Annotated in this window: 25 protein-coding genes; 7 read left to right on the plus strand and 18 right to left on the minus strand. The window is 74.4% G+C overall.

Features of this window, described 5'->3' with window-relative positions:
* Positions 1-42: 42 nt before the first annotated feature.
* The 3 genes from HCJ94_RS05275 to HCJ94_RS05285 are packed head-to-tail and all read right to left on the minus strand — an operon-like array spanning position 43 to position 2,614.
* Positions 43-690 carry an HAD family hydrolase gene (locus HCJ94_RS05275; RefSeq protein WP_167999829.1) on the minus strand — a complete coding sequence of 216 codons (648 nt, stop codon included), beginning with the start codon at positions 688-690 and terminating at the stop codon, positions 43-45.
* 24 nt (positions 691-714) lie between these two features.
* Positions 715-966, minus strand: coding sequence for a glutaredoxin family protein (locus tag HCJ94_RS05280; RefSeq protein ID WP_167999830.1), 252 nt, complete (start codon positions 964-966; stop codon positions 715-717).
* On the minus strand, positions 959-2,614 hold the full coding sequence (locus HCJ94_RS05285) for an AMP-binding protein (RefSeq protein WP_309227150.1): 1,656 nt from the start codon (positions 2,612-2,614) through the stop codon (positions 959-961). The genes HCJ94_RS05280 and HCJ94_RS05285 overlap by 8 nt, the downstream gene beginning before the upstream one ends.
* A 595-nt stretch (positions 2,615-3,209) precedes the next feature.
* On the opposite strand from HCJ94_RS05285, the gene HCJ94_RS05290 reads away from it, so the two are divergent.
* The 3 genes from HCJ94_RS05290 (at position 3,210) to HCJ94_RS05300 (ending at position 6,460) form a co-directional block, all read left to right on the plus strand.
* On the plus strand, positions 3,210-4,163 hold the full coding sequence (locus HCJ94_RS05290; RefSeq protein ID WP_167999832.1) for an ECF subfamily RNA polymerase sigma factor, BldN family: 954 nt from the start codon (positions 3,210-3,212) through the stop codon (positions 4,161-4,163).
* A gap of 277 nt (positions 4,164-4,440) precedes the next feature.
* Positions 4,441-5,322, plus strand: coding sequence for a DUF5667 domain-containing protein (locus HCJ94_RS05295; RefSeq protein WP_167999833.1), 882 nt, complete (start codon positions 4,441-4,443; stop codon positions 5,320-5,322).
* Between the two features lie 268 nt (positions 5,323-5,590).
* Positions 5,591-6,460 (plus strand): HAD family hydrolase, encoded by an 870-nt coding sequence (locus tag HCJ94_RS05300; protein ID WP_167999834.1) that lies wholly within the window; start codon positions 5,591-5,593, stop codon positions 6,458-6,460.
* A gap of 13 nt (positions 6,461-6,473) precedes the next feature.
* On the opposite strand, the gene HCJ94_RS05305 is transcribed toward HCJ94_RS05300, so the two are convergent.
* The 13 genes from HCJ94_RS05305 to HCJ94_RS05365 all read right to left on the minus strand — a co-directional run bounded on the left by HCJ94_RS05305 (position 6,474) and on the right by HCJ94_RS05365 (position 19,823).
* Positions 6,474-7,733: an MFS transporter gene (locus HCJ94_RS05305; protein ID WP_167999835.1), complete on the minus strand. Its 1,260-nt coding sequence runs from the start codon at positions 7,731-7,733 to the stop codon at positions 6,474-6,476.
* A gap of 81 nt (positions 7,734-7,814) precedes the next feature.
* Entirely contained in the window at positions 7,815-8,693 is an 879-nt protein-coding gene (locus HCJ94_RS05310) for a lysophospholipid acyltransferase family protein (RefSeq protein WP_167999982.1), read from the minus strand.
* Between the two features lie 278 nt (positions 8,694-8,971).
* Positions 8,972-10,045 carry an NAD-dependent epimerase/dehydratase family protein gene (locus HCJ94_RS05315; RefSeq protein WP_167999836.1) on the minus strand — a complete coding sequence of 358 codons (1,074 nt, stop codon included), beginning with the start codon at positions 10,043-10,045 and terminating at the stop codon, positions 8,972-8,974.
* A gap of 117 nt (positions 10,046-10,162) precedes the next feature.
* On the minus strand, positions 10,163-10,264 hold the full coding sequence (locus HCJ94_RS05320) for a 30S ribosomal protein bS22 (RefSeq protein WP_007465623.1): 102 nt from the start codon (positions 10,262-10,264) through the stop codon (positions 10,163-10,165).
* A gap of 215 nt (positions 10,265-10,479) precedes the next feature.
* Entirely contained in the window at positions 10,480-10,689 is a 210-nt protein-coding gene (locus tag HCJ94_RS05325; protein WP_007465625.1) for a helix-turn-helix domain-containing protein, read from the minus strand.
* A gap of 226 nt (positions 10,690-10,915) precedes the next feature.
* Positions 10,916-12,100, minus strand: coding sequence for an ABC transporter permease (locus tag HCJ94_RS05330; RefSeq protein WP_167999837.1), 1,185 nt, complete (start codon positions 12,098-12,100; stop codon positions 10,916-10,918).
* Positions 12,097-12,996 carry an ABC transporter ATP-binding protein gene (locus tag HCJ94_RS05335; protein ID WP_309227151.1) on the minus strand — a complete coding sequence of 300 codons (900 nt, stop codon included), beginning with the start codon at positions 12,994-12,996 and terminating at the stop codon, positions 12,097-12,099. The genes HCJ94_RS05330 and HCJ94_RS05335 overlap by 4 nt, the downstream gene beginning before the upstream one ends.
* Complete coding sequence (locus HCJ94_RS05340) at positions 12,993-14,393, minus strand: efflux RND transporter periplasmic adaptor subunit (protein ID WP_167999838.1); 1,401 nt, start codon at positions 14,391-14,393, stop codon at positions 12,993-12,995. The genes HCJ94_RS05335 and HCJ94_RS05340 overlap by 4 nt, the downstream gene beginning before the upstream one ends.
* 45 nt (positions 14,394-14,438) lie before the next feature.
* Positions 14,439-15,809 carry a hypothetical protein gene (locus tag HCJ94_RS05345; protein ID WP_309227152.1) on the minus strand — a complete coding sequence of 457 codons (1,371 nt, stop codon included), beginning with the start codon at positions 15,807-15,809 and terminating at the stop codon, positions 14,439-14,441.
* Between the two features lie 119 nt (positions 15,810-15,928).
* Entirely contained in the window at positions 15,929-17,359 is a 1,431-nt protein-coding gene (locus HCJ94_RS05350) for a hypothetical protein (protein WP_309227153.1), read from the minus strand.
* A 119-nt stretch (positions 17,360-17,478) separates the two neighbouring features.
* Positions 17,479-18,048, minus strand: coding sequence for a TetR/AcrR family transcriptional regulator (locus HCJ94_RS31070; protein WP_167999839.1), 570 nt, complete (start codon positions 18,046-18,048; stop codon positions 17,479-17,481).
* Positions 18,041-18,841 carry an alpha/beta fold hydrolase gene (locus tag HCJ94_RS05360; RefSeq protein ID WP_167999840.1) on the minus strand — a complete coding sequence of 267 codons (801 nt, stop codon included), beginning with the start codon at positions 18,839-18,841 and terminating at the stop codon, positions 18,041-18,043. Before HCJ94_RS05360 ends, HCJ94_RS31070 begins: the two co-directional genes overlap by 8 nt.
* A gap of 61 nt (positions 18,842-18,902) precedes the next feature.
* Complete coding sequence (locus HCJ94_RS05365; RefSeq protein WP_167999841.1) at positions 18,903-19,823, minus strand: proline dehydrogenase family protein; 921 nt, start codon at positions 19,821-19,823, stop codon at positions 18,903-18,905.
* Positions 19,824-19,998: 175 nt separating this feature from the next.
* Between HCJ94_RS05365 and HCJ94_RS05370 the strand changes: the two genes are divergently transcribed.
* Genes HCJ94_RS05370 through HCJ94_RS05380 form a run of 3 tightly spaced genes read left to right on the plus strand, consistent with a single transcriptional unit; the run spans position 19,999 to position 22,043 of the window.
* On the plus strand, positions 19,999-20,268 hold the full coding sequence (locus HCJ94_RS05370; protein ID WP_309227154.1) for a hypothetical protein: 270 nt from the start codon (positions 19,999-20,001) through the stop codon (positions 20,266-20,268).
* Between the two features lies 1 nt (position 20,269).
* Positions 20,270-21,436, plus strand: coding sequence for a glutathionylspermidine synthase family protein (locus HCJ94_RS05375; RefSeq protein WP_167999842.1), 1,167 nt, complete (start codon positions 20,270-20,272; stop codon positions 21,434-21,436).
* Positions 21,437-21,455: 19 nt separating this feature from the next.
* Positions 21,456-22,043, plus strand: coding sequence for a CGNR zinc finger domain-containing protein (locus tag HCJ94_RS05380; RefSeq protein WP_167999843.1), 588 nt, complete (start codon positions 21,456-21,458; stop codon positions 22,041-22,043).
* Positions 22,044-22,077: 34 nt separating this feature from the next.
* Here the strand turns inward: HCJ94_RS05380 and HCJ94_RS05385 are convergent, their stop codons facing one another.
* Positions 22,078-22,884: a sugar phosphate isomerase/epimerase family protein gene (locus HCJ94_RS05385; protein ID WP_167999844.1), complete on the minus strand. Its 807-nt coding sequence runs from the start codon at positions 22,882-22,884 to the stop codon at positions 22,078-22,080.
* Positions 22,885-22,958: 74 nt separating this feature from the next.
* A complete protein-coding gene (locus HCJ94_RS05390) occupies positions 22,959-23,903 on the minus strand; it encodes a Ppx/GppA phosphatase family protein (RefSeq protein WP_167999845.1) in 945 nt (314 codons plus the stop codon).
* Between the two features lie 74 nt (positions 23,904-23,977).
* On the opposite strand from HCJ94_RS05390, the gene HCJ94_RS05395 reads away from it, so the two are divergent.
* Positions 23,978-24,787 carry a DUF3109 family protein gene (locus HCJ94_RS05395; protein ID WP_167999846.1) on the plus strand — a complete coding sequence of 270 codons (810 nt, stop codon included), beginning with the start codon at positions 23,978-23,980 and terminating at the stop codon, positions 24,785-24,787.
* Positions 24,788-24,793: the final 6 nt, after the last annotated feature.

Consider the following 24,793-nt stretch of genomic DNA (forward strand, 5'->3'; position numbering starts at 1 on the left):
GGGGGCGGGGGGGGCGGGGGCGGGCGGGGGCCACGGGGCGGGTTACAGGGTGTGGGCCAGGGTTACTGCTTCGGTGAGGGTGTCGGCCACCGGGTGGCCGGAGGACTTCAGGCGGGCGGGGTCGGTGAAGCCGCCGGTGTAGAGGACCGCGCGGCCGCCCACGGACAGGGCGGCGTCGGCGTCGTCGAGGGAGTCGCCGATCAGCACCACGTCCCGGCCGTCGACCCCCAGCTCGGCCAGGTGCCGGGCCAGCGACTCGGCCTTGCGGTCACCGCCGACCGTCGCCCGCAACCCGTCGACCCGCAGGAAGCGGCCGGTCAGCCCGTACGTGTGGACGGCCGGCACCAGCTCGTCGTGGAACCACATGGACAGCAACGACTGGCCACCCGGCCAGGACGACATCGCCTCGACCGCGTCGTGCGCCAGCGCGCAGGTCGTCAGCCCGTCCCGGTACGCGTCGTGGAAGATCTTGTCGAGCCGACCGAACGCCTCGTCGTCGACCGCCTGCCCGAGCACCTCCGCGTAGTAGTCCGCGATCGGCCGGCGGAACCGGACCCGGTGCTCGTCGGCGGTGACCGCCGGCCCGCCGACGCTGGCGAAGGCCGCGTTGGTGGACGCCACGACCAGGTCCAGGTCGTTGAGCAGGGTGCCGTTCCAGTCCCAGACCAGGTGGGGGTGCGCAGGGGTCATCGCCGCACCCTACATTCGGGGCGGTCAGAGCTGCGGGGTGGTGAGGTCGCGCAGCAGCCGGTCCTCCTCGACGCGCCAGTAGCCGTGCTCCTTGCCGTCGAGCAGCACCACCGGCAACCGGTCGCCGTACTCCCGCTCCAGCTCGATGTCGCCGGTCACGTCCTTCTCGATCCACCGGTCCCCGGTGACCGACACCACCCGGTCCAGCGCCGCCTTCGCGTCCTCGCAGAGGTGGCAGCCCGGCCGGGTGATCAGGGTGAGGCGGGGTTCACGCATCGGTCTCCTCCGTCGTGCCGGCCGGGACCGGCGGGTGGCTGGCCGGCGCCGCCGCCGGGGCCGGCGTCGCGGGCATCGCCCCGGCCGGTGGCCGGAGCAGCGTCTTGCGGACCTTCCCGATCGCCGAGTACGGCAACTCGTCGACGAACTCGACGGCGGTCGGGCACTTGAAGCGGGCCAGGTTGCGGGCGCAGTGGGCGAGCAGCTCCTCCGCCGTCACCTCCCGCCCCGGCTCCGGCACCACGTACGCCTGGACAGTCTCGCCGGTCCGCGGGTGCGGCACACCCAGTACCGCCGACTCCGCCACGCCCGGGTACGCGGCGAGCACCAACTCGACCTCGTGCGGGTAGACGTTGAAGCCGTTGACGAGGATCAGCTCGCCGATCCGGTCGACCAGGAACAGGTCGCCGTCCTCGTCGGCGTACGCCACGTCCCCGGTCGCCCACCAGCCGTCGGCGTCGGGCCCGTCCCGCCCGTCGGGCCAGTAGCCGGAGAACAGGTTGGCCCCGCGCACCACGATCTGGCCCGGGTCGGCGCCCGGGGCCGTGTCGGCGATGTCCAGCTCGTCGGCGTCCTCGTCGGGCACCGCCACGCCGTCCCGCCACAGGTCGGTGCCGTCCGGCGCGACCAGCCGCAGCTCCACACCGGGCAGCGGGCGACCGATCGAGCCGGGCTTCGGCTCCCCGCCCACGAGGGTGGAGGTGAGCACGGGAGCGGTCTCCGTCAGCCCGTACCCGACATGCACCGGCAGCCCGGTGGCCTCGCTGAAGCGCGCCGCGGCGGCCGGCTCCAGCGGTGCCGCGCCGCAGACCGCGACCCGCACCGACGCCAGCGCCGTCGCGGCGGTCCCGGGGTCCGCCGTGGACCAGGCCGCGACCATCGACGGTACGCCGACCAGCACGGTCACCCGGTGCCGGGCGATCTCCGCCAGTCCCGCGTCGCCGCCGAGGTCGTCGACGAGCACCCCGGTGGCGCCATGGTGGACGACCGCGCCGAGCCCGGAGTTGAGCCCGTACGCGTGGAACAGCGGCAACGCGAGCAGCACCGTGTCGTCCGGGCCCACCACGGGCGGCTCGATGCGGTCGACCTGCTCGTGGTTGGCCGCCAGGGCGCGGTGCGACAGCATCGCCCCCTTCGGCCGCCCCTCGGTGCCGGAGGTGTAGAGCAGCACGGCCAGGTCGTCCCCGCTCCGGGCGGGAAACGCGCCGTCACCGTCCGCTGTCGGCGGCGTGGTGTGCACGGCGGCGAGGGCCGGCAGGTCGCCGGCCACCTCGGCGACGCGGTCGCGCACCGGCGCGGTGCCGATCAGCACGGACGCGCCCGAGTCCGCGAGGACGTGGGTCAGTTCGCGGGCGGTGAAGGCGGGGTTGACCGGCACCGCGACCAGGCCGGCACGGAGCGTGGCCAGGTAGCTGACCACGAAGTCCGGCGTGTTGCCGAGCGCGATCGCGACCCGGGGCGGATGCCGGTCGGCGCCGGGCGCCTGCGCGGCCAACGCGTGCGCGACGGCGGTCACCGCGGCGTCCAGTTCGGACCAGGTCAGGGTGTCGTCGCGCCAGTGCAGCGCGGGGCGGTCGCCGTGGGCGGCGGCCGCCCGGCGGAGCCGGTCGGCGAGGGTCGACAGGGTGCTTCCGGTTGCGTCCTGCACGGTCGCTGAGTCTGGCACAGGCCGGGTCGGCCGGCCATGCCGCAACGGGACCCACGCCGAATGTCGCCCGCCGGCATCGGCAATCCTCGATAGATATCCGGCTCGGTCCCGCCGACAGGACCGACGTTCGACGCCTGCCGTGACGTCTTCGGTCCCGTCCACAGGACACACCGGATCCGGCCGACACACCGACCCACCCTCGGCCGACCGGGTCGAGCGGACCGCCGAGTCGGCTCGCCGCAGGCGCTCTACCTGGGAATCCATTGCGGATCACCGGCAAATCCGAAAGTCAACCGCACACGACGGACAACCGGTCCGCCATTTGTGCGACACCGCGGGAAATACTTCGGCCCTGTGTAACGGACTTGCCACGCGCGGGTGACGTTGGCCCTATCATCACTCGGGTCGGCTCACCCCATTTGCCGTGAGTCGACACCCCTCAGCCCGAGGAGGCCCCCGTGCCCGTGAGCGCATTGGACCAGCACCTCAAGGGGATCTGCCGCCTGTCGGCACGCCCCCGACCCGCCCTGCCCGCCTCCCGCGTCCCCGGCGCGCCGGGCGCGCGGCGTGTGACCGGCGGGACGGAGGTGGCCCGATGACGACCTTCGGCTACGCGGACCGCCCGCTCGGCCTGACCGGTCCGGCCCCACGCCCCGCGACGAACGAACGCCCGGCCGCCCGGGGCCCGGTGGAGGACACGGGCAGCCTCGCCACCCGTGGCGACGGGGCGTCGAACCGCCTGCGTAACCGACCGCACCACAACGAGCCGCCGGTGCGACCGGCGACGCCGGGCGGGAACGCCAAGCCGATCGGCGGCCGGGTCGCGACACCGGCCCGACCGACGATGCCGGTGCAGGGCCGTCGGGCCACCGACCCGCCGACCACGGCCGACCCGTCCACCACGGAGACCGCGGTGCTGCCGGCGGTGTCCGCCGCCACGCCCGGCACCACGACCGGCTTCCCGAGCCGCCCCGACCCGTCCGACCCGGCCACCGAGGTCTGGGCGCTGGTCGAGCGGGCGCAGGCCGGTGAGGCCGAGGCCTTCGGTCTGATCTACGACCGGTACGTCGACACGGTCTTCCGGTTCGTCTACTTCCGCGTCGGCAACCGCCAACTGGCGGAGGACCTCACGTCCGACACCTTCCTGCGCGCGCTCAAGCGGATCGGCAGCTTCACCTGGCAGGGTCGGGACCTCGGGGCGTGGCTGGTGACGATCGCCCGCAACCTCGTCGCGGACCACTTCAAGTCCGGCCGGTACCGGCTGGAGGTGACCACCGGGGACGTCCTCGACGCCGACCGCGAGGACCGGGGACCGGAGGGCAGCCCGGAGGCGGCGGTGGTCGAGCACATCACGAACGTCGCCCTGCTCAGCGCCGTCAAGCAGCTCAACCCGGAGCAGCAGGAGTGCATCGTGCTCCGCTTCCTCCAGGGCTTCTCCGTGGCGGAGACGGCCCGGGCGATGGGCAAGAACGAGGGTGCGATCAAGGCGTTGCAGTACCGGGCGGTCCGCGCGCTGGCTCGGCTGCTGCCCGACGGCTTCCAACCGTGACCCCCGGGCGGCCCGACGGACGTCCGCGCAGCTCGGCGGCGGCATCGCTTGGTGAGACCGATCACTTTCCGTGATTTCTCCCGCGCCGGCCCCGTAACCCATGCCCTGCGCGGCGCGTTTCTCCGGGTGCGACCGTTGGCAGTCCCGGCGTCCCCCCGGGTTCCTCAGGTCCGGCGATCCTGCCGGCCACGAGCCTCCCTGTGGTGTGCCGTCGTCACCGGTCGCCGGTGACGACCGCGGCCGACCGGCCGTGACCAGCGAGAGGAGGTGCCCCACGGTGGACAGCGACCTCTTCTCCCGTCGGCGCGCCGAGCGCTTCGCTCAACTTCTCGACGAGGCGAACGGCGGCCGGCGGCAGCACAAACGGTCCCGCGTGGACGATCAGCTCGCCGCCCTCGTCGCGGTCGGGCAGCGGCTCAGCGCCGCCCCGCCGGCCGTCGAGGTGGACCCGGAATTCCGTACCGGCCTGCGGGCGATGCTGCTGGCCACCGCCGAACGCGAGGGCATCGGCGCACCCGCCACCGACGCCGCGTCCGGCTCGACGACGCGCCGCACGAAAGCATTCCGCCCGTCGCTGCTGCCGGCGGTCACCGCCCGACGGGCCCGCGCCCGTGGCGCCATCCTCGTCGGTATCGCGGCCGGTGCCGTGGCCGTCTCCGGCATCTCGGCCGCCAGCGAGAACGCCGTGCCGGGTGACGCCCTCTACGGCATGAAGCGCTCGACCGAGCGCGCCCAGCTCGCGCTCACCAGCTCGGACGTGAGCCGTGGGCAGCTTTTCCTGGGCTTCGCCCGCACCCGGCTGAGCGAGGCGGCGGAGCTGCGGGGCGACCGGGCCGGCTACAGCGGTGTCCTGGACGACATGGACGCCGACACCCGCCAGGGCGTACGCCTGCTGACCGGTGCCGCCGTGCAGCGCTCCGACCCGGCTCCGCTGGACGCGGTCAACACCTTCGTCACCGCGCAGCGGCAGGCGGTCAGCGGCCTGCTCGACGACGGGACGCGCACCGAGCGGGACCGTACCCGCCGCTCGCTCGCCCTGCTGGACGCCGTCCGCAAGCGTTCGGACGCGCTGCGCGCCGCCATCGCGTGCGGCCTGCCCGCCCCGGCCGGCAGCGACGCCCTCGGCCCGGCCCCGGCCACCTGCCCCGCCGACCGCTAGGACCGGTGTCGAAGTCCTCGGTCGAGCCGAGGCGGAGTCCAGCCAGGGACTTCGACACCGGCCCTCGACGTCCGGGCACGAGCCGCGGGGGAGGTCCGGCCCCGACCGGCCCGGACACAGGTGCCGTTTCCGTACCCCGGCGTGACGTCGGCACCGGCCGTGCGGGCCGTCCACGCCACAGTTGCCCGGAGGGTCGCCGGCTCGGCCGTGCGTCCGGCTACCCTCGCCAGGTGGCGCACGGCGCGCCGATCGAGCGGAGGGAGGGCGCGTGGCCCGCAGCCGTAAGGTGACGGTCAGCACCGACACCCACGGTCACACCTCCGGCTGGGCGGAGGCGGACGCCCCGCCCCCGGCGCCGGATCCGACGGCCGCAGCCTTCTTCGACGTGGACAACACGATGATGCAGGGCGCCTCGATCTACTGGTTCGCCCGTGGGCTGGCCGCGCGCAACTACTTCACCACCGGGGACCTGCTCCGGTTCGCCTGGCAGCAGCTCCGGTTCCGGGTGCTGGCCACCGAGCACGCGGGTGACATGTCGCAGGCCAAGGAGACCGCGCTCGCGTTCATCGAGGGCTGGCGGGTGGACGACGTGGAGCGGCTCGCGGAGGAGATCTTCGACGAGCTGATGGCCCCCCGGATCTGGGCCGGCACCCGCCGGCTCGCCCAGCGTCACCTCGACGCCGGCGAGCGGGTCTGGCTGGTCAGCGCGGCGCCGGTGGAGATCGGCCGGATCATCGCCGCCCGGCTGGGGCTGTCCGGGGCGATCGGCACCGTTGCCGAGGTCGTCGACGGGGCGTACACCGGGCGGCTGGTGGGCGACCTGATGCACGGGCCGGCGAAGGCCGAGGCGGTCACCCAGCTCGCCGCGGTCGAGGGGCTGGACCTGTCCCGCTGCACCGCGTACAGCGACTCGTCCAACGACCTGCCGATGCTCAGCGCGGTCGGTCGTGGGGTCGCGGTCAACCCGGACGGCACGCTGCTGCGGGAGGCCCGGCAGCGGGGCTGGGAGGTGCGGGACTTCCGCACCGGGCGCCGGGCGGTGAAGATCGCGGTCCCGTCGACCGCGGCCGCCGGGCTCGTCGCGGGTGCCGTCACCGCCGGGCTGGCGCTGCACCGGCGCCGCCACCGCGGCTCCTGACTTCCGGAGACCGTCAGCCGGTCGCCACGGCCGGCTCCGGGGCCGGGTCGTCCTCGTGCGCGATGCGGGTGAACTCGCGCCACAGCAGGGCGACCAGGACCGCCGAGCCGGCGAACGCGAACCAGAACGGCGCGGTCACCCCGAAGTGGGTCACCAGCAGGCCGCCCACCGCCGAACCGACGACCAGACCGCCGTACGTGCTCATGGTGTTGATGCTGTTGACCCGCCCCTGGAGTTGGGCGGGGACGGCCCGCTGCCGGATGGTCAGCGAGGTGGTCCCCCAGACGAACGCGTGCGCGCCGAAGACGAAGAGGATCGCCGAGGCGACCCACGGTGACGTGGTGACGGCGAGACCGAGATGGGTGAGGGTCTCGATGATCAGCCCGATCCGCATGATCTGGCCCAGGCTCACCCGGCGGGTCAGCCACCCGTACCCGACGGTCCCGAGCAGCCCGCCGACCGCCGTCACCGTGCTGAGCAGGCCGAAGCCGACGGCACCCAGGTCGAGGCGGTCGCTCGCGTAGAGCACCAGGACCGACCACGCCGCGCCGTACGTGATGTTGAAGACCAGGATGGTGAGGCAGAGCGTCCGGACGGCCGGATGGCGGACGGTCCACCGGAGCCCTTCGACGATGTCCCGCCGCACGCTGCGGGTCGCCTCCGTCGGGGCCGGGTCGCGGGGCGGCAGCGACACCCGGGACACCAGCAGCAGCCCGGCGGCCGCGAGGAGGGCCTCGGCGGCGAACGGCCAGGCCTGGCCGGCCGCGAAGAGCGCCGCACCGATCGCCGGGCCGGCCAACTGGTTGAGCGTGATGAACCCGGCGAGGACGCGGGAGTTGGCGATCGCCAGGTCCTCCCGACGCACCAGCATGGGCGTCAGCGTTCCGGTCGTGTTGTCGGCGAAGACCTCGGCGGTGGCGAGCAGCGCCAGCGCCAGCAGCGCTCCGAACACCGAGAGCCGGTCGGCGACCAGCGCCAGGGTCAGCACGCCCAGGACGCCGACGCGGACGGCGTTCGCCACGATCACGATCCGGCGCCGGTCGAGCCGGTCGGAGAGCACGCCCGCGTACAGGCCGAACAGCATCGGCGGGGCCCACCGCAGCAGCGCCGCCAGTGAGACCAGGAAGGGATTGTCGGTCAGCGACGCCACCAGCAGCGGCCCGGCGGCGACCGCCACCCCGTCGCCGAGGTTCGTCGCCCACGACGAGGCCAGCAACCAGCGGAAACCATTCCCCAACCGGGCCGGTACGACGGCCTCCACGACCCTGCTCACAAACCCAGGACCGTACGACGCCGGACGGGGTGGCGCACCCGCATTACCGGCGAGGTGCTCCCCGCCACCGGCAGCCGACGGTCAGGGGCCGAACGGATCCGGCCGGCGTTCCAGCAGCTTGTGCAGGGTCTGCTGGATCGTCTCCCGCACCTGGTCGGCGAGGTTGAACACGACCAGCGGGTCGTCGGCCGAGTCGGTCAGGTGCGCGGTGGGGATCGGCGGACAGAACTCGATCAGCCACTTGCTCGGCAGCGGCACCATGCCCAGCGGGCCGAGCCACGGGAAGGTCGGCGTGATCGGGAAGTACGGAAGCTTGAGCAACCGCGCGAGCGGCTTGACGTCGGCGAGCATCGGGTAGATCTCCTCGCCCCCGACGATCGCCACCGGCACGATCGGCGTACCGGTGCGCAGCGCCGCCGACACGAACCCGCCCCGGCCGAAGCGTTGCAGCTTGTAGCGCTCCGCGTACAGCTTGCCGATGCCCTTGAAGCCCTCGGGGAAGACGCCGACCAGCTCACCGGAGCCGAGCAGGCGCTCCGCGTCCGGGTTGCAGGCGACCGTGCCGCCCGTCTTGCGGGCGATCTCCGACACCACCGGCATCCGGAAGACCAGGTCCGCACCGAGCAGGCGGAGGAACCGGTGCGCCGGGTGCCGGTCGTGCAGCACCGCCGAGAGGATCAGCGCGTCGAGGGCGACGGTGCCGGAGTGGTTGCCGACGACCAGGCCGGCGCCGTCGGCGGGCACGTTCTCCAGGCCGCTGACCTCGGTGCGGAACCAGTCCCGGTACAGCAGCCGCAGCAGCGGGTGGAACACCGCCTCGGTGATCTGCGGGTCGAAGCCGAACTCGTCGACCTCGTACTCCCCGGCGAGCCTCCGCCGCAGGAACGCCAGGCCGGTGGCCACCTTGCGGTCCCAGTGGTCGCCCGGCCGGTCGGGGACGGCCGGCCCGTCCGGCGCCACGGCGGCCCGCTCGACGGCACCGGGCGTGTCGTCGGTCACGGCCGTGTCCAGCTCGTCCGGCACCGCCGCCGGCTCGTCCGTCGCCGCCGTGTCCAGCTCGTCGGGCACGGCCAGAGCCTCGTCCGTCGCGGAGGTGTCCAGCTCGTCGGGCACCGGCACCGCCGCCGCGACGGGCCGGTGACCGTTGGCCCGCGCCGGCTCCGCCGCCGGATCCGGCACGGCCAGGGGTACGTCGTACCGGCCGTCGCCGCCGGCGGGCTCGCGCCGGGGCCGGGCGGTCACGACCGCTCCCGGGCGGCCGCCCGGACCTGCCGGATCCCGTCCAGCACCAGCCGCTCGGCGGCGGCGAGCTGGTCCCGGGTCACCACGGCCCCACCACGGTGGGCGCGGATGAAGTCGTCGAACGCGGCGGCGGTGGAGCGCGGCGTGAAGCCGTACTCCCGCTCCAGCCGACCGGTGTCGACGACCCGGCCGTGCACGAAGAGGTCGACCTGGTCGAGCCCGATGCGGCCGAAACCGAGGCTGCGGGCGAGCGCCGCCGCCCCGGACAGGCCCGGTTCGAGGACCGGCATCGCGATGCGGCCGGCCCGCCGGATCGCCTGGGAGAGGGCCAGCACGCCGGGACCGGCGACGTTGTACGTGCCGGGATGATCCTCGACGATCGACCGGTGCAGCACCTCCAGCGCGTCGTCGAAGTGCAGGAACTGCAGGCGCGGGTCGCGGCCGAAGACGGTGGGCACCACCGGCTGCGAGAAGTAGCGGGTCAGCGTGGTGTCGGCGGTCGAGCCGATGAACGGCGCGAACCGCAGGACGGTGGCGGTCACGTCGGGCCGGCGGCGGCGGAAACCTCGCACGTACCCCTCGATGTCCAGGATGTCGCGGCCGAAACCGCCGCGCGGCACCTCGCGCGGCTCGGTCTCCTCGGTGAAGACGGCCGGGTCGCGGAACGAGGCCCCGTACGCGGCGGTCGACGAGCGGACGACGAGCTTGCGCAGCCGGGGAGCACGCTGGGCGGCGGCGAGCAGCTGCATCGTGCCGATGACGTTCTGCTCCTTCATGCCCGCCCGGCCCCCGTGCTGCGGGTCCGGTGCGCTGACCAGCGCGAGGTGCACGACGGCGTCCACGTCGAGGTCGGCGAGCAGGCCGCCGATCGAGCCGGCGTCCACCCGGACGCGCTCGACGCGGTCGAGCAGGTCGGTCAGCTCCGCGCCGGACTCGGGCGGGTCGACGCCGATGACGCGTTCGATCCGCGGGTCGGCGGCGAGCCGGGCCGCGACGTGGGCGCCGAGGTACCGACTCACCCCGGTCACGACCACGACCCCCGGAGCACCAGGGGTGCCACCGGGGGTCATGTCTCGCACCTCCCCCGGCAGGCGGGACCGAGCCGGGACGTCCACGGCCTGATCACCTGAGCCTCCGAGGGTCGACAGTTGGCGGTGACGACGGTGCCGGGCCGGGCCCGGCCCCGGTCACTTGCCGAGACGGCGACGCTGGACGCGGGTCTTGCGCAGCAGCTTGCGGTGCTTCTTCTTAGCCATGCGCTTGCGGCGCTTCTTGACCACCGAGCCCATACGACAGCCTTTCGATGCAACGTGCGGGGCGGACCGGATGACGCCACGGGTGACGCCGGCGACCGCTTGCGGACAACGGACCGGACCAGCGGGACGGGCGGCGGAGCGCACCTGCGGTCACGGTCGGGGTCCAGGGTAGCCGGAGAGCCTCAGCAGGACCAACGCGGCCCCTCGATGCCCGTCACGCCGGCTGGTCCGCCTGCCCCGGCGGCGGCTCAGGCGGTTTCCTGAAAGGCACCGCGCAGGTACTCGTGCACCGCGTGCTCGGGAACACGGAACGACCGGCCGACCCGGACCGCGGTGAGCTCGCCGCTGTGCACCAGGCGGTAGACCGTCATCTTCGACACCCGCATGACCGTCGCCACCTCGGCGACAGTGAGGAACTTGACCTCCGACAGCCGACCGTCGGACTGCGACCCGGCCATGGCTCACCCGACCCATCCCATGCCCGGCGCGTCCCATCCGGCGGGGAACCTCCGCCCGGACCGGCGACGCGCGTGTTACCAGTACGGTAGCGGGGCCGCTGTGACCGGCGCGATCCCTTCGTACAACTGATCATAATTCGCACGGGTGTCCGACCGTCTGTTACATCGTTTACCGGCTTCGCGGGTCGGTCGTCCGGCTCGCGGTTCACCCGTCCGGATCGCGGGGTCACTCGGAGCGCAGCGCCACCACGGGATCGAGCCGACCGGCGCGCTGGGCCGGCACCACGCCGAACACGATCCCCACCGCGGCCGACACGCCGAACGCCAGCGCCAGCGACCACCACGTGACCGCCGCCGGGATCGGCGACACGGCGGCCACGGTCAGGGCCGTACCAACCCCGAGGGCCATGCCGGTCAGGCCGCCGATCGAGGTGAGCAGCACCGCCTCCAGCAGGAACTGCACGCCGATGTCGCGCGGGCGGGCGCCGACCGCCTTGCGCAGCCCGATCTCCCTGGTCCGCTCGCGGACCGAGACCAGCATGATGTTGGAGACGCCGACGCCGCCGACCAGCAGCGAGATGCCGGCGATGGCGGCCAGCACGCCGGTGAGGATGCCGAGGATGTCGCCGAGGACACCGAGGATCTGCTCCTGGGTGACCGCGCTGAACTCGGTCCCCGGGTGGCGACGGGTCAACTCGGCGACGATCCGCCCGCCCAACTCGTCGATCCGCTCGCGGTCCGGCGCCTTCACCGCGATGCCGTCGATCCGCTGCGTGCCGTAGAGCCGCTGCGCGGCGGTGACCGGCACGTGGACCTCGTCGTCCCGGTCCACGCCGAGGCTCTGGCCGAGCGGGGCGAAGACCCCGATCACCCGGAACCGGACCCCGGAGACGGTGACCTGCTGCCCGACCGGATCCCGGTCGGGGAAGAGAGCCCGCGCCACCGACGCGCCCAGCACCGCCACCCGGCGGCTGGTGTCCACGTCGGACCCGGTGAGGTAGCGGCCCCGGGCCAGCTCACGGGTGAACACCGCGGGCGTGGTCTCCAGTACGCCCTGGACCGTGCTGAAGTCCGACCGGGCGCCCGCCCGGACGGTGGCGCCGGAGGCGACGGTGACGGCCACCCGGTCGGGGTCCCCGACCACGCGGGACACCGCGTCGACGTCGTCCAGGGTCAGCGGGGAGAGCGCGGGCGCGGAGCCCACGTCGATCCGGCCGGGTACGACCAGCAGCAGGTTGGAGCCCAGCCCTTCGACCTGCTGCTCGACCTTCTGCTTGGTGCCGGTGCCGATGGCCACGAGGATCACGACCGAGGCGACACCGATGATCACGCCGAGCATGGTGAGGGCGCTGCGCAGGCGATTGGCGCGCAGGGCGTCCAGCGCCACCCGCCAGGCCTCGGCCAGTCTCACGGGACGGCCTCCTCGTCGGCCGGCACGGCGGGCGCGTCACCGGCCGGCCCCTCGCCCGCGCGGCGCCCGGTGGCTCCGGCGGCGCCACCGGTGCCACCGGACGGGTGCCCCGGGCCGCTTCCGGACGCGGACCGGGACTCCGCGCTGGGAGCGGGCACCAGTGTGTCAGGTCGCCCGGTGCCCGCCGACACCGGTGGATCATGACGCTCGTCGGCGCTGTCCGCCACGACCACACCGTCGCGCATCGCGATCCGTCGACGGGCCCGCGCCGCCACCTCGTGGTCGTGGGTGACCATCACCAACGCCACACCGGACTCGGCGTTGAGCCGTTCCAGCAGCTCCAGCACAGCCGCGCCGGTGACGCTGTCGAGGTTGCCGGTGGGCTCGTCGGCCAGCAGCACCGTGGGATCGGTGACGAGGGCGCGGGCGATGGCCACCCGCTGCTGCTCGCCGCCGGAGAGCTGGTTCGGCCGGTGGTCGAGGCGGTGCCCGAGGCCGACCCGGCCGAGCATGGCGGCGGCCCGCTCCCGCCGCTGCCGGGCGCCCACCCCCCGGTAGACCAGGGGTAGAGCCACGTTGTCCACCGCGGAGGTACGGGGCAGCAGGTGGAAGGCCTGGAAGACGAAGCCGATGGTCTCGTTGCGCAACGCGGCGAGTTCCCCGGGGGAGAGGCTGCCCACCTCCCGGCCGCCGATCGCCAGCCGGCCACCGGTCGGCCGGTCCAGCCCGCCGAGCAGGTGCATGAGGGTCGACTTGCCCGAGCCGGACGGCCCGACCAGGGCCACGTAGTCCCCCGGCGCGACGGTCAGCGACACCCCGCGCAGGGCCGGCACCGAGACGCCGTCGAGCTGGTACGTGCGGGACACGTCCACGGCCTCGATCGCCGGGGCGGTCACCCCAGCTCCTGGCCGTCGCGGACCTGGTCGGCGCCCCGGACCACGACCCGGTCGCCGGCCTGCACCCCGCTCACGATCTGCACCAGGTCCTGGCCCTGTACGCCGACCGTCACCGCCGCCCGCTCGGCCCGGCCCTCCCGTACCACCCAGACCACGTCGCGCCCGTCGGCCGAGAAGACGGCCGACGCCGGCACGGTGACCGCGTCGGTGGCCTCCCGTGCCTGGAGGCGGACCACCGCGTTCATGCCCGGCCGCGGGGCCGGCGCCGGCTCGCCCTCGCCGAACCGGCCCGCGCCGAGGACCAGCCGCACCCGGTAGCCCACCCCGCCCCGCGCCGAGGTGGTGGGCAGGACGTCGACCGAGCGGACCGTGGCCTCGTACGTGGCGCCGGGGACCGCGTCCAGCTCGACCGTCGCGGCCAGCCCCGCCTTCACCAGGAGGACGTCGGTCTCGTCCACCTCGGCGAGCAGCCCGAGCTGGCCGGTGTCGACGATGGTCAGCACCGGCGTCCCGGCGGTGACCAGGCCACCCACCGGAACGGCGACGTCCACACCGGGCGGCGGGCCGGCCGGCACGGGCCCGAGCGCCGACGGGTTCAGGCCGGTCGCCGCGCCCCCGCCGAGCAGGCCGGCCAGGGCGTCCGGCGCGACACCACCCCCGGTGGTCGTGCCGCCCGCCTGGACGACACCGTTGATCGGGGCGCGCAGGGTCAGCGCGTCGACGGTCGCCTTCGCCAGGTCGTACGCCTGCTGGGCCTGGAGGCGCTGGGCGGTGGCGAGCGCGCCGACGGCGGCGTTGAGGTTGCTCACGCCGCGCTGCACCGCGCGCACCGCACGGTCGGCGGCGCGGGCGGCGGTCTCGTACCGCTGCTGGGCGTCCCGGACCTGGAGCAGCAGCGCCTCCCGCAGCTCCGGGTCACTGATCTTCGCCGCCGCGGCGCGGGCCGCCGCGTACGTCTCGTCGGCCGCGCGGTCGGTGCCCCGCAGCCCGCCGGTCAGGTCGCCCCCGCCGCCGCCGCGCCCGGCCCGCCGCGCGGCGGCGAGCGCGTCCCGGGCCTGGCGGAGCCGCTCCTCCGCCTGCGGCGAGTCGATGACGGCGAGCACCTGCCCCCGCCGGACCCGCTGGCCGGGCTGCACGCGGAGGCTCGCCAGCGTCCCGTCCGCGGCGGCGGTGAGGGTGGCGGCGGCCCGGGCGGTCACGGTGGCCGGCGCGTCGATGACCTCGGCGACAGCGGTCCGGCCGGCGGCCGCCAGGGCGACCGGTGACTCCTCCCCGCCGCACGAGGCGGCGGTGGTGCCGGTCAGGACGACGACCGCGAGGAGGGCGGTGAGCAGGCGGGGGCGGAAGCGCGTGGCTGCGGGCAGCCGCGGCGGGTCGGTGCGGCGCACGCGCCCCATGCTACGAGGCACGTCGACGTACGACGATACGGCCGTCCCGGCTCGTCATCCCGCCACGTCCCGTATGTACGCGACACAGCCGTCGTGGATGGTCGACCAGGGCTGGCCGAAGATCTCCTCGGCGGTCTGCCTCGGAATCCGGAGATCGTGGATGACCGCCTTGACGAAGGCGAACACGCGCTCCTCGCCGAACCGGGCGACGAGGTGCGAAACGGCGAGGTACGAGATCCCGTAGTTCCCGGCCACCCGCAGGGGCGAGGCGTCGTCGGCGGGGGCGACGCTGTCGAGCTTGCCGTTCCAGCCGCGGTTGACCAACCGCCGGGTCGCACTCAGTCCGTCGTACCGGCTGATCGACCGTCCGTCGGAGGCCACATACTCGGCCAGGCCTTCAACCAGCCACCACGCCGACTCGTCCCAGCGGTCGTTGTCGGGAAGCGAGGCGGCATGCGCCAGCTCGTGCCGGAGGAGCTCGTCCACGGCGGTGTCGGTGTATTGGCCCGCCCTGACGACGATGTCGCGGTGACCGCCACCGATGCCGATCGCGTACCCGGCTGCCCACCCCGGCAGGTCGCCGCCGTACCAGCGCTTCCACTCCTTCGGCCCGGCGTAGTAGATCCGGTAACGGTCAGGTCGGGAACCGGTCACCACGTACCGGTCGGCGACCTTGGCCGCCGCCTCGGCACGGGCCAGCAGGTCCGGCAGCCGCTTGCGCAACGCCGGGGTGGTCGCCACGAGCGTACGTCCGCCCACCGCGACTACCAGCTCACTGACTTCCCAGGGCAGAGCCTCGGCCTGCCACTCGGCTCGACCGGCCAGCTGCGTCTCGGTCCGCGACCCGGCCAACGCGAGCAGGCGTGGTTCCCCCCTGTCCCCCCGCCACCGGGTCTCGACGAGCACCGAACTGGTACGGCAGTCCGGCACCACGAAGCAGTACCGGAACTCGACCGTCAACCGCCACTCACCCGGTCGTCCCGCTTCAGTGGGCAGGCCGCTCGGGCGGGCCTCCCAACCAGTCACTTGAAGCGCCCGGAGCGTGGTGAACCGGCGGCGCAGGTCGGCGTGCACGGCGGGTTCCGCGATCGCAAGGAACCCGGCCCGGTCTCCGGCGAGCAGCGCGGCGGACTGCCGGTCCAGCTGCCCGGTGATCCGCCCCGCGAGCAGCCGCGCCGCCCGGGTGGTGGGGTTCTCGGCCCGCGCGACGACCCCGGCGAACGCCGCGCCGTCGCGGGCGACAACGGCCGGCAGCACCATGACCAGGCCGGAGACGAGTAGCAGGATCGCGACGAGCGCCGACCACAACGGCCAGCGCCGGCGCGGTCGTCGGTCGGGCGCCGGATGCGGTGCAGGGTCGGTCGCCGGGGCCGGCGCGGCGGGCGTCGTTGGCAGAAGGTCGGTCAGGGGCTGCCGGTCAGTCACGCGGCGAAGAGTACGGTCCCGCGCCCGTCTGCGGTCCCCTGGGCCGGGCTACGACGCCGGGAGGCGCGTCCGCGCGGCGGCGGCGCGACGGGGGCACCGCGACGTGCGCCGATGTCGGCTCAGCCGGTGAGCGAGCGGGCGTACGCGACGCACTCGTCGTGCAGGACGCTCCAGGGGGTGTCGAACACCTCGTCGGCGGCCTCGTCGAGCGACCGCCCCTCGTGCGCCACGACCCGGAACAACGCGAGCAGCCGCTCGATGCCGAACCGGTCCACCAGGTGCTGGACCGCCAGGTAGGCGACCCCGTAGCTGCCGGAGACCCGGTCGGCCGGGGCGCTGCCGGCCGGCGCGAGGCGGTCGAGCCGCCCGGACCAGTCCCCGGTGACCAGCCGCCGGACGTCCGCCAGCCCGTCGTACCGTTCGACCGGCCGGCCGTCGACGCCCGCGTACTCGGCCAGTCCCTCGACCAGCCACCACGCCCGGGCGCCCGGATAGCCGACGTCGGGCATGGTGGCGGCGTGGGTCAGCTCGTGGCGGAGCAGGTCGTCGAGTCCGGTCCCGGTGACGCTGTCGGCGTTCAGCACCACCTCGTGGTGGCCGCCGCCGACGGTGACCGCGTACCCCGCCGTCCATCTGGGCCGGCCGCCGCCGTACCAGCGCTTCCACTCGGCCGGGCCGGCGTGGAAGATCCGGTACCGGTCCGGCGTCCGCCCGTCGACGGCGTAGGTGTCGGCGATCCGGGCGGCTGATTCGGCCCGCGCCAACAGGTCGGGCAGCCGCTTTCGTTGCGCCGGCGTGGTGGCGACGACGGTACGCTCGCCGACCGCGACGACCAGGTCGCTGACCTCCCACGGCCGGGTGCCGGCCGACCTCGACGCGGAGGGCTCGACGGCGAGCAGCCGGGGCTGGGTGGCGTCCCGCCAGCGGGTGGCGGTCAGCACCGGGCTGGTCCGGCAGTCCGGCACGGCGAAGCAGTAGCGGAACTCGACCATCACCCGCCACTCGCCCGGCCGGCCCTCGACCGGCGTCGGCAGGCCGTCCGGCCGGGCCTGCCAACCGGTCACCCGCAATGCGCGCAGCGCGGCGAAGCGACGCCGCAGCTCGGCGTGGACGCCCGGCTCGGCGACGGCCAGCCACCCCGCCCGGTCGCCGCGCAGCAGGGCGGCCGACTGGCGGTCGAGCTGCGCGTCGACCCGCTCGGCGAACTGGCGGGCGACGACGGTCGCCGGCTCGACGGCCGCCACGGCGGGCCCGGTGCTCCCCCGCTCCCCGGCCACCAGCGCCGCCGGCAGGCCGCAGGCCAGCAGCACGACCACGGCCGCCAGCGCCGTCCACAGCGCCCAGCGGCGCGACCGGCGCGGCGCCGGCGTGGGTACGACCTCCGCCGGCCCCTCCGCGCCACCCTCCCCGAGCGGGGCGTCGCCGGGCGCGGCCGGCACCCGGGGGACGGGTTGCGCCAGGTCGGGGTCTTCCGACCGGGCGATGCCCCGGCATGCCCCATCCGGCGTGCCCTCCGCCGCGCCGTCGGTCACGGGTGTGCCCTCAGTCACCGCCGAAGGGTACGGCCCCGTCAGCCGGCCCGCGAGCACGTCCCACCCGTGTCCCCATCGAGCGAGGGGCTCGCCGGCGCCGCCGGATTGACCCTGCCCTCGCCGCCGCGCGCGACGGGTCAGTGCGTCGGCCAGGAACGGAATGCGGCGTCGAGGCCGTCGAGCAGCCGCTCGAACGAGCGGTCCACGTCCTGCGGGAGCCCGAACCCGCCGGCCGCCTCGAGGGACACGAAGCCGTGCACGGCGCTGCGGAACATGCGCACGGCGTCGACGGCCGGCTCGCCGGTCACCCCGTACCCCCGGAGGACGGCGTAGACGACGCCGACCGCCCGTTCCCCCGCCGCCTGGTGCTCGGCGTCGGCCGGGTCGGGCGCCCGCTGGGCGGCCGGATAGCGGCCGGGGTGCCGGCGCGCGTACGCCCGGTAGGCGGTGGCGACGGCGCGGAGCGCGTCGGCGCCGGCGTGGCCGGCGGCCGCCGCGGTCATCTCGTCGGCGAGCTCGGCGGTCGCCAGCACGGAGAGGCGCTGCGCGAGCGCGTCGGCACCTCGCACGTGCTTGTAGAGGCTCGGCAACGCGACGCCGAGCCGGGTGGCCAGGGCGGCGAGGGTCAGCCGGTCGTGGCCGACCTCGTCGGCGAGCCGGGCCGCCTCGCGCACGACGGTGTCCGGGGTGAGGCCGGCCCTAGGCACCGGCGGTCACCGCCAGGAACTCGACGAGCGGGGCGGCGGTCGCCGCCGGGCTGTCGGCGTGCGGGTAGTGCCCGGCGTCGTCGATCATCCGCGCCTCGGCGGTGGCGAAGAGCCGCCGGGCGGCGCGCGCCTCCGCGCCCGGGTCGGGGAAGTCCGGGTCCTTGGTCCCCATCAGCACCAGCACGGGCTGCCGGACCTGCGGCGCCCGGGTGGTCCAGTGCGGCTCGACGGGCGCGACGACGCCCCGGGTCGCGGCCATCCGGCCGGGCTCCCGCAGCGTGGCCACCATGGCCTTCCGGTACGCGGTGTCGTCGGCCGGCCGTCGCACGGGGAAGAGTGTGCGGTGGAACGCCCCGAACAGCCGTGGGCTGCGCAGCACCACGAACTGGGCCAGCCGCAGCGCCGGGTTCGGCTTGGCCTGACCGACGAACGCGCCGATCTGCACGATGCCGCTGACCAGCTCCGGCGCGTCGGTGGCGGCGAAGACCACGGCCGCCGCGCTGGACGAGCTGCCGACCAGGGTGGCCGGTCCGCCGCCGAGGTCGCGGACGACCGCGAGGAGGTCGGCGCCGACCTCGGCCGGGGCGTACGTGGGCCAACCGGCGCTCGACGCACCGTGCCCGCGCACGTCCACGGCCGCCACCCGGTAGCCCGCCTCGACCAGCAGCGGCACGAGGTGGCGGAACGAGCCGCGGTTCTCCCCCATGCCGTGCGAGAGCACGACCAGCGGGCCCTGCCCGTGCACCTCGTACGCGATCCGTCCGCCCGGCCGCTCCACAAAGCTAACGCCCATAGCCTTAAAGCTAATGTCATTAGCCAATGCCGTCAAGTGGCCCGTCGACCGCGTCGCGGCGCTACTTCTTCGAGGCCAGGGCGCGGGCGAAGAACGCCAGGTTGGCGGGACGCTCGGCGAGACGGCGCATGAGGTAGCCGTACCACTCGTCGCCGTAGGGGACGTAGGTGCGCACGGTGTAGCCCTCGCCGACGAGGCGCTTCTGCTCCTCGGGGCGGATGCCGTACAGCATCTGGAACTCGAACCGCTCCGGGCCGCGGTCGAACCAGCGGGCCCGGTCCTCACCGATCGCGATCAGCCGGGGGTCGTGCGTGGCGAGCATCGGGTACCCGTCGCCGGACATCAGGATGTTCAGGCAGCGGACGTACGACTTGTCCACCTCGCGGGCGGACTGGTAGGCCACCGACTCGGGCTCCTTGTACGCGCCCTTGCACAGCCGCACCCGGGAACCGGCGCCGGCCAGCTCGCGGCAGTCCGACTCGGTGCGCCGCAGGTACGCCTGGAGCACCGCCCCGGTCGACGGGTAGTCCTTGCGCAGCTTGGCGAGGATGTCCAGCGTCGAGTCGGTGGTGGTGTGGTCCTCCATGTCGAGGGTGACCGTGGTGCCCGCCTCGTCGGCCGCCGCGCAGATCGCCCGTGCGTTGTCGTACGCGAGTTGCTCGTCGAACGCCTGCCCCAGAGCGGAGAGCTTGACGCTCACCTCGGCGGCCGGCGTCAGGCCGGCGGCGGCGAGCAGCCGCAGCAGCTTCAGGTACTCGTCCCGGGTGGCGTTCGCCTGCTCGGGGGTGACGGTGTCCTCGCCGAGGTTGTCGAGGGTGACCGCGAGACCGTCGTCGACGAGTGCGCGGGTCGCGCGCAACGCGTCGTCGGTCTTGGCGCCGGCGACGAACCGGCGGACGACGTCCCGGGTGAACGGGGCTGTCGCGACGAGCCGCTCGACCTGGGATGACCGGGAAGCGGCGAGGATGACAGAACGGAGCATGAGCTGAGCGTAACGCCAGCACGGGGAGCCGCGCCGGGCGGCGGCCGGGGGTGTGACGCACGGCCGGCCGAGGTGCCAACAGGGGCCCCTCGCACCTCACGAGGCGATAGGAAGGGCCGCTCCTTGCACCTGCGCGGGACGACGCGGGTGGCGTTCATCGGTTACAACCATGAACGTGACCGCACATCCCCGCCGCCGGCTCCGGTCGGCCTCCGTGCAGCTCGGCGCGCTCACCGCCCTGGCGCTCGCCCTCTCCGGCTGCAACATGACGTCCGACGACGATGACGACGACTGCGCCATCGGCCCGGTCGGCGGTGGCGGCACGGTCGCCCTGGCGCTGCGCGTACCCGAGGCCGGCGCCGCGCGGGTCGCCCCCGAGCCGGCCCCGGCCGCGCTGCCGGAGCGCGGCGGCTTCGGCAGCCACCTCGCCGCCTGCGGCGGCTGACGTGCGCCGGACGCCGGTGACCCCCCGCGCCGGCTGGGACGCGACGGTCCGCTCGCAGGGCCTGGTGTACGTGGACACCGAACTGCCCGACGGCGGGATCATGTCGTACTGGGACGAGACCGCCGCGTACGCCTTCGACCTGCCCGAGGTGCTCCGCCTGGAGGAGGCCACCGAGGAGCTGCACCGGATGTCGGTGGCCGCCGCCGAGCACGTGGTGGCCCGCAACCGGTACGCGGAGTTCGGCATCCCCGCCTGGGCGGCCGAGGCGGTCGCCCGGTCGCTGCGCGAGGCGCCGCCCACCCTGTACGGCCGGTTCGACCTCTGGTACGACGGCAGCTGGCCGCCGAAGCTGCTGGAGTACAACGCCGACACCCCGACCGCGCTTGTCGAGGCGGCCATCGTGCAGTGGTACTGGCTGGAGCACACCCGGCCGGAGTTGGACCAGTGGAACAGCCTGCACGAGCGCCTGGTCACCGCCTGGGCCAAGATCGGCGCGGGGCTGCACGACCGGCGGGTGCACGTGGTCTGGTCGAGCGAGGAGGAGTCCGGCGAGGACCACATGACCGCCGGCTACCTGGCCGAGACCGCCCGGCAGGCCGGCCTCGACGTGGAGCTGCTGCCGATCCAGGAGATCGGCTGGGACGGCCGCCGCTTCGTCGACGCCGCCGATCGCCCGGTCACCACCTGCTTCAAGCTCTACCCCTGGGAGTGGATGCTCGCCGAGCCGTACGGGCGGCCGACGCTGGACCCGGGCACCCCCACCACCTGGATCGAGCCGGCCTGGAAGCTCCTCCTGTCGAACAAGGCGCTGCTCGCCGTGCTGTGGGAGCTGTACCCGGGGCACGAGCTGCTGCTTCCCGCGTACCTGGACTCGCCGCGCGGAATGTCCGAGTACGTCGCCAAGCCGCTGCTCGGCCGGGAGGGTGGCTCGGTGCGCATCGTGACCGGCGGCACCGAGATCGTCAATCCGGGGATCTACGGCAACGAGGGCTGGTGCTACCAGGAGTTCCGCGCGCTGCCCGAGTTCGCCGGCAACCGGATGGTGCTGGGCAGCTGGGTCGTGGACGGCGAGTCGGCCGGTGCCGGCGTCCGGGAGAGCGCGAGTCTGATCACCGACGGCTACGCGCGGTTCCTGCCGCACTACATCGACGCGCCACGCGCCCCGTGAGTCGTCTACCGTTGGTGGGGTGAACTTCGACGCGTACGCCCGGACCGGCGTTGATCTCGTCAACGCGCGGCTGGACGACCTCGACGCCCTGCGGGCCCTCTTCCCCGACGACAACGCGTGGATGCGCGACGAGGTGTCGGAGCGGGACCTCGCGATCTTCCGGCGGGCGCAGAAGCGCCTGCGCGACGTCTTCGACTACGGCACCTCCGGGCGGGACGCCCAGGCGGTCGCCGAACTGAACGCGCTCCTCGAGGCGTACCCGGTGCAGCCGCGCATCTCCGGGCACGACTCCAGCGACTGGCACATGCACGTCACCAGCCGCGGTGCCTCGGTGAGCGCGGAGTACCTGGCCGGTGCCGTCTGGGGCCTGTCGGTCTGGCTCTGCGAGTACGGCAGTGCCCGGTTCGGGGTGTGCGCCGACGAGCGCTGCGGCAACGTCTACCTGGACACCTCGTCCAACTGCTGCCGGCGGTTCTGCTCCGAACGCTGCGCCACCCGCTCCCACGTGGCCGCGCACCGCGCCCGGAAGCGGGCCGCGGTCGGCGAGCAGGTTCCGGTGGCGGCCCAGTCCACCGCCCCGGCGGACACCCTGACGCCGGTCAGCTGACCTCGTCGTCCCGTCCGGTCGGGCGGGTCGACGCTCAGGCGTCGACCGGGGACGGGGTGCCGAGGTGCTGCCGGGCGAACTCCAGCGCGGCCCGCAGGTCGGCCTCGCGGTCGGCGCGGCTCTTCGCGCCCCGGGTCGACACCTCCACCGCCACCGACCCGGTGAAGCCCCGACCGGCCAGGGACCGCAGCAGCTCCGCGCAGGGCTGGTTGCCCCGACCCGGCACCAGGTGCTCGTCGCGCCCCTCGCCGGTGCCGTCGCCCAGGTGGACGTGCGCCAGGCCGGCGCCCATCCGGTCCGCCATCTCCAGTGAATCGGTGTGCGAGGCGGCGCAGTGGGACAGGTCGAGGGTGTACGACGGGTAGCCGGTCTCGGTCGGGTCCCAGCCGGGCACGTACGGGACGAACTGCCGGCCGGCCATCCGGACCGGGTACATGTTCTCCACCGGAAACCGCAGCCCGCCGAACCGCTCGGTTACCTCGTGCAGGCCCTCGGCGAAGGTGCGCGCGTACTCCCGCTGCCAGGTGAACGGCGGGTGCACCACCACCGTCGGGGCGCCGAGGGTCTCGGCCAGCTCACCGGAGCGCCGCAGCCGCTCCCACGGGTCGGCGCTCCACACCCGCTGGGTGACCAGCAGGCACGGGGCGTGGACGGAGAGCACCGGCACGCCGTAGTGCTTGGCGAGCCCGGCGAGCGCGCCGGCGTCCTGGCTCACGGCGTCCGTCCAGACCATGACCTCGACGCCGTCGTAGCCGAGCGCCGCGGCGAGCTGGAACGCCGCCGCCGTCCGCTCGGGAAAGACCGACGACGTGGACAGGAGCACCGGGACGCGGGAAGTCACACCGTCGAGGGTAGCGGGCGTCGATGGGACCTTCAGGACGAGTGTCCGCAAACTCCGCAGGGCCCCCGCGTACGTCACATCGGCGCGAGCTGATCCAGCCGGCGCAGGATGACGCCCTCCCGCAGCGCCCAGGGACAGATGTCCAGCGCGTCGACGTCGAGGCGGCGCATCACCGCCTCGGCGACGACCGCGCCGGCGAGGAGCTGGTGGGCACGGCCCACGCTGACCCCCTCCAACTCGACGAGCTGCGCCGGGGGGATGTGCCGGATGAAGCCGAGCACCTGCCGCAGCCCGGAGCGGGTCAGCTGGCGGCGGACCCACAGGCCGGCTCCGGAGGGGGCGGCCCCGGCGAGCCGCGCCAGCATGCGGAAGGTCTTCGAGGTGGCGACCGGACGCTCCCAGCCCACCTCGGTCAACTGCTCGACCACCTTGTCGAGCCGGCCGTCCACGTACGCCCGCAGGTCGTCCACCAGCTCGGCCGACGGCGGCGCGGCGCTGTCCGGGGAGACCCGGAGGCGGTCGCGGGTGAGCCGGCCGGCCCCCAGCGGCAACGAGACGGCGGCGTCCGGCTCCTCGTCGATGCCGGCCGCGATCTCCAGCGAACCGCCGCCGATGTCCAGCACCAGCAGGCGCCCGGCGGACCAGCCGAACCAGCGCCGCACCGCGAGGAAGGTCATCCGGGCCTCGTCCGCACCGGGAAGGACCTCCAGGCGTACGCCGGTCTCGTCGCGGACCCGGGCCAGCACCTGGGAGGAGTTGGCGGCGTCACGGACCGCCGAGGTGGCGAAGGCCATCAGGTCGTCGGTGTCCAGCCCCGCCGCGGCCTCCTTGGCCGTGGCGACCGCCTTCACCAGGGCGTCCGCGCCGGCGTCGGTGAGCGCGCCATCCGGGCCGATCTGCTCGGCCAGGCGCAGCACCGCCTTCTCGGAGTGCGCCGGCCAGGGGTGGGCGCCACGGTGGGCGTCGACCACCAGGAGGTGCACCGTGTTGGACCCGACGTCGAGGACACCCAGTCGCATGTCCACGACACTAGGCCCAACTCGTTCGCCCGGCTCGCCGGCCCGCCCGCGACTCCGCGCGTACGCTGGGCCGGGTGACAGGGCAGATCGAGCTCCGCGTGCTGGTGGACGACCCGGGCGACCCGCGTAGCCGCGAGGTCCCGCTGGACTTCCCCCGGGAGTGGATCGAGTTCGTCGACCCGGCCGACGAGAAGCACGTGGTCCGGGCCGACCTGACGTGGCTGCTGTCCCGCTGGACGTGCGTCTTCGGTCGCGGCTGCCACGGCATCATCGCCGGCCGGGCCGCCGACGGCTGCTGCTCGCACGGCGCGTTCTTCACCGATTCCGACGACGAGAAGCGGGTCCGCGCCGCGGTGAAGCGGCTGACGCCGGAGACCTGGCAGCACCACCGGCGGGGCTTCAAGAACTGGACCGCGGACGACACGGTCGACGGCAAGACGCCGGCCCGCCGGACGGCCACCCGGGACGCGGACGGTCCGTGCGTCTTCCTGAACGACGCCGACTTCCCGGGCGGGGGCGGCTGCGCCCTGCACGCGCAGGCGCTGCGGGACGGCGTGCACCCGCTGGAGTACAAGCCGGACGTCTGTTGGCAGCTGCCGATCCGCCGGGACCAGGAGTGGGTCAAGCGGACCGACAACACCAAGGTGTTGATGTCCACGCTGGGCGAGTTCGACCGCCGGGGCTGGGGCGCCGGTGGCCACGACCTGGACTGGTGGTGCACCTCGTCGACGGACGCGCACGTCGGCACCGAACCGATGTACGTCTCGTACGGCCCGGAGCTGACCGCCCTGATCGGCGCCCCCGCGTACGCGACGCTCGCCGAGATGTGCGCCGCCCGGCTGCGCCAGGGCCAGATCGCCCCCCACCCGGCCAGCAACGGCTGAGCAGGG

Origin of the sequence: Micromonospora thermarum (assembly GCF_012034245.1) — a bacterium.
In the GTDB taxonomy this organism is placed as follows: Bacteria; Actinomycetota; Actinomycetes; order Mycobacteriales; family Micromonosporaceae; genus Micromonospora; species Micromonospora thermarum.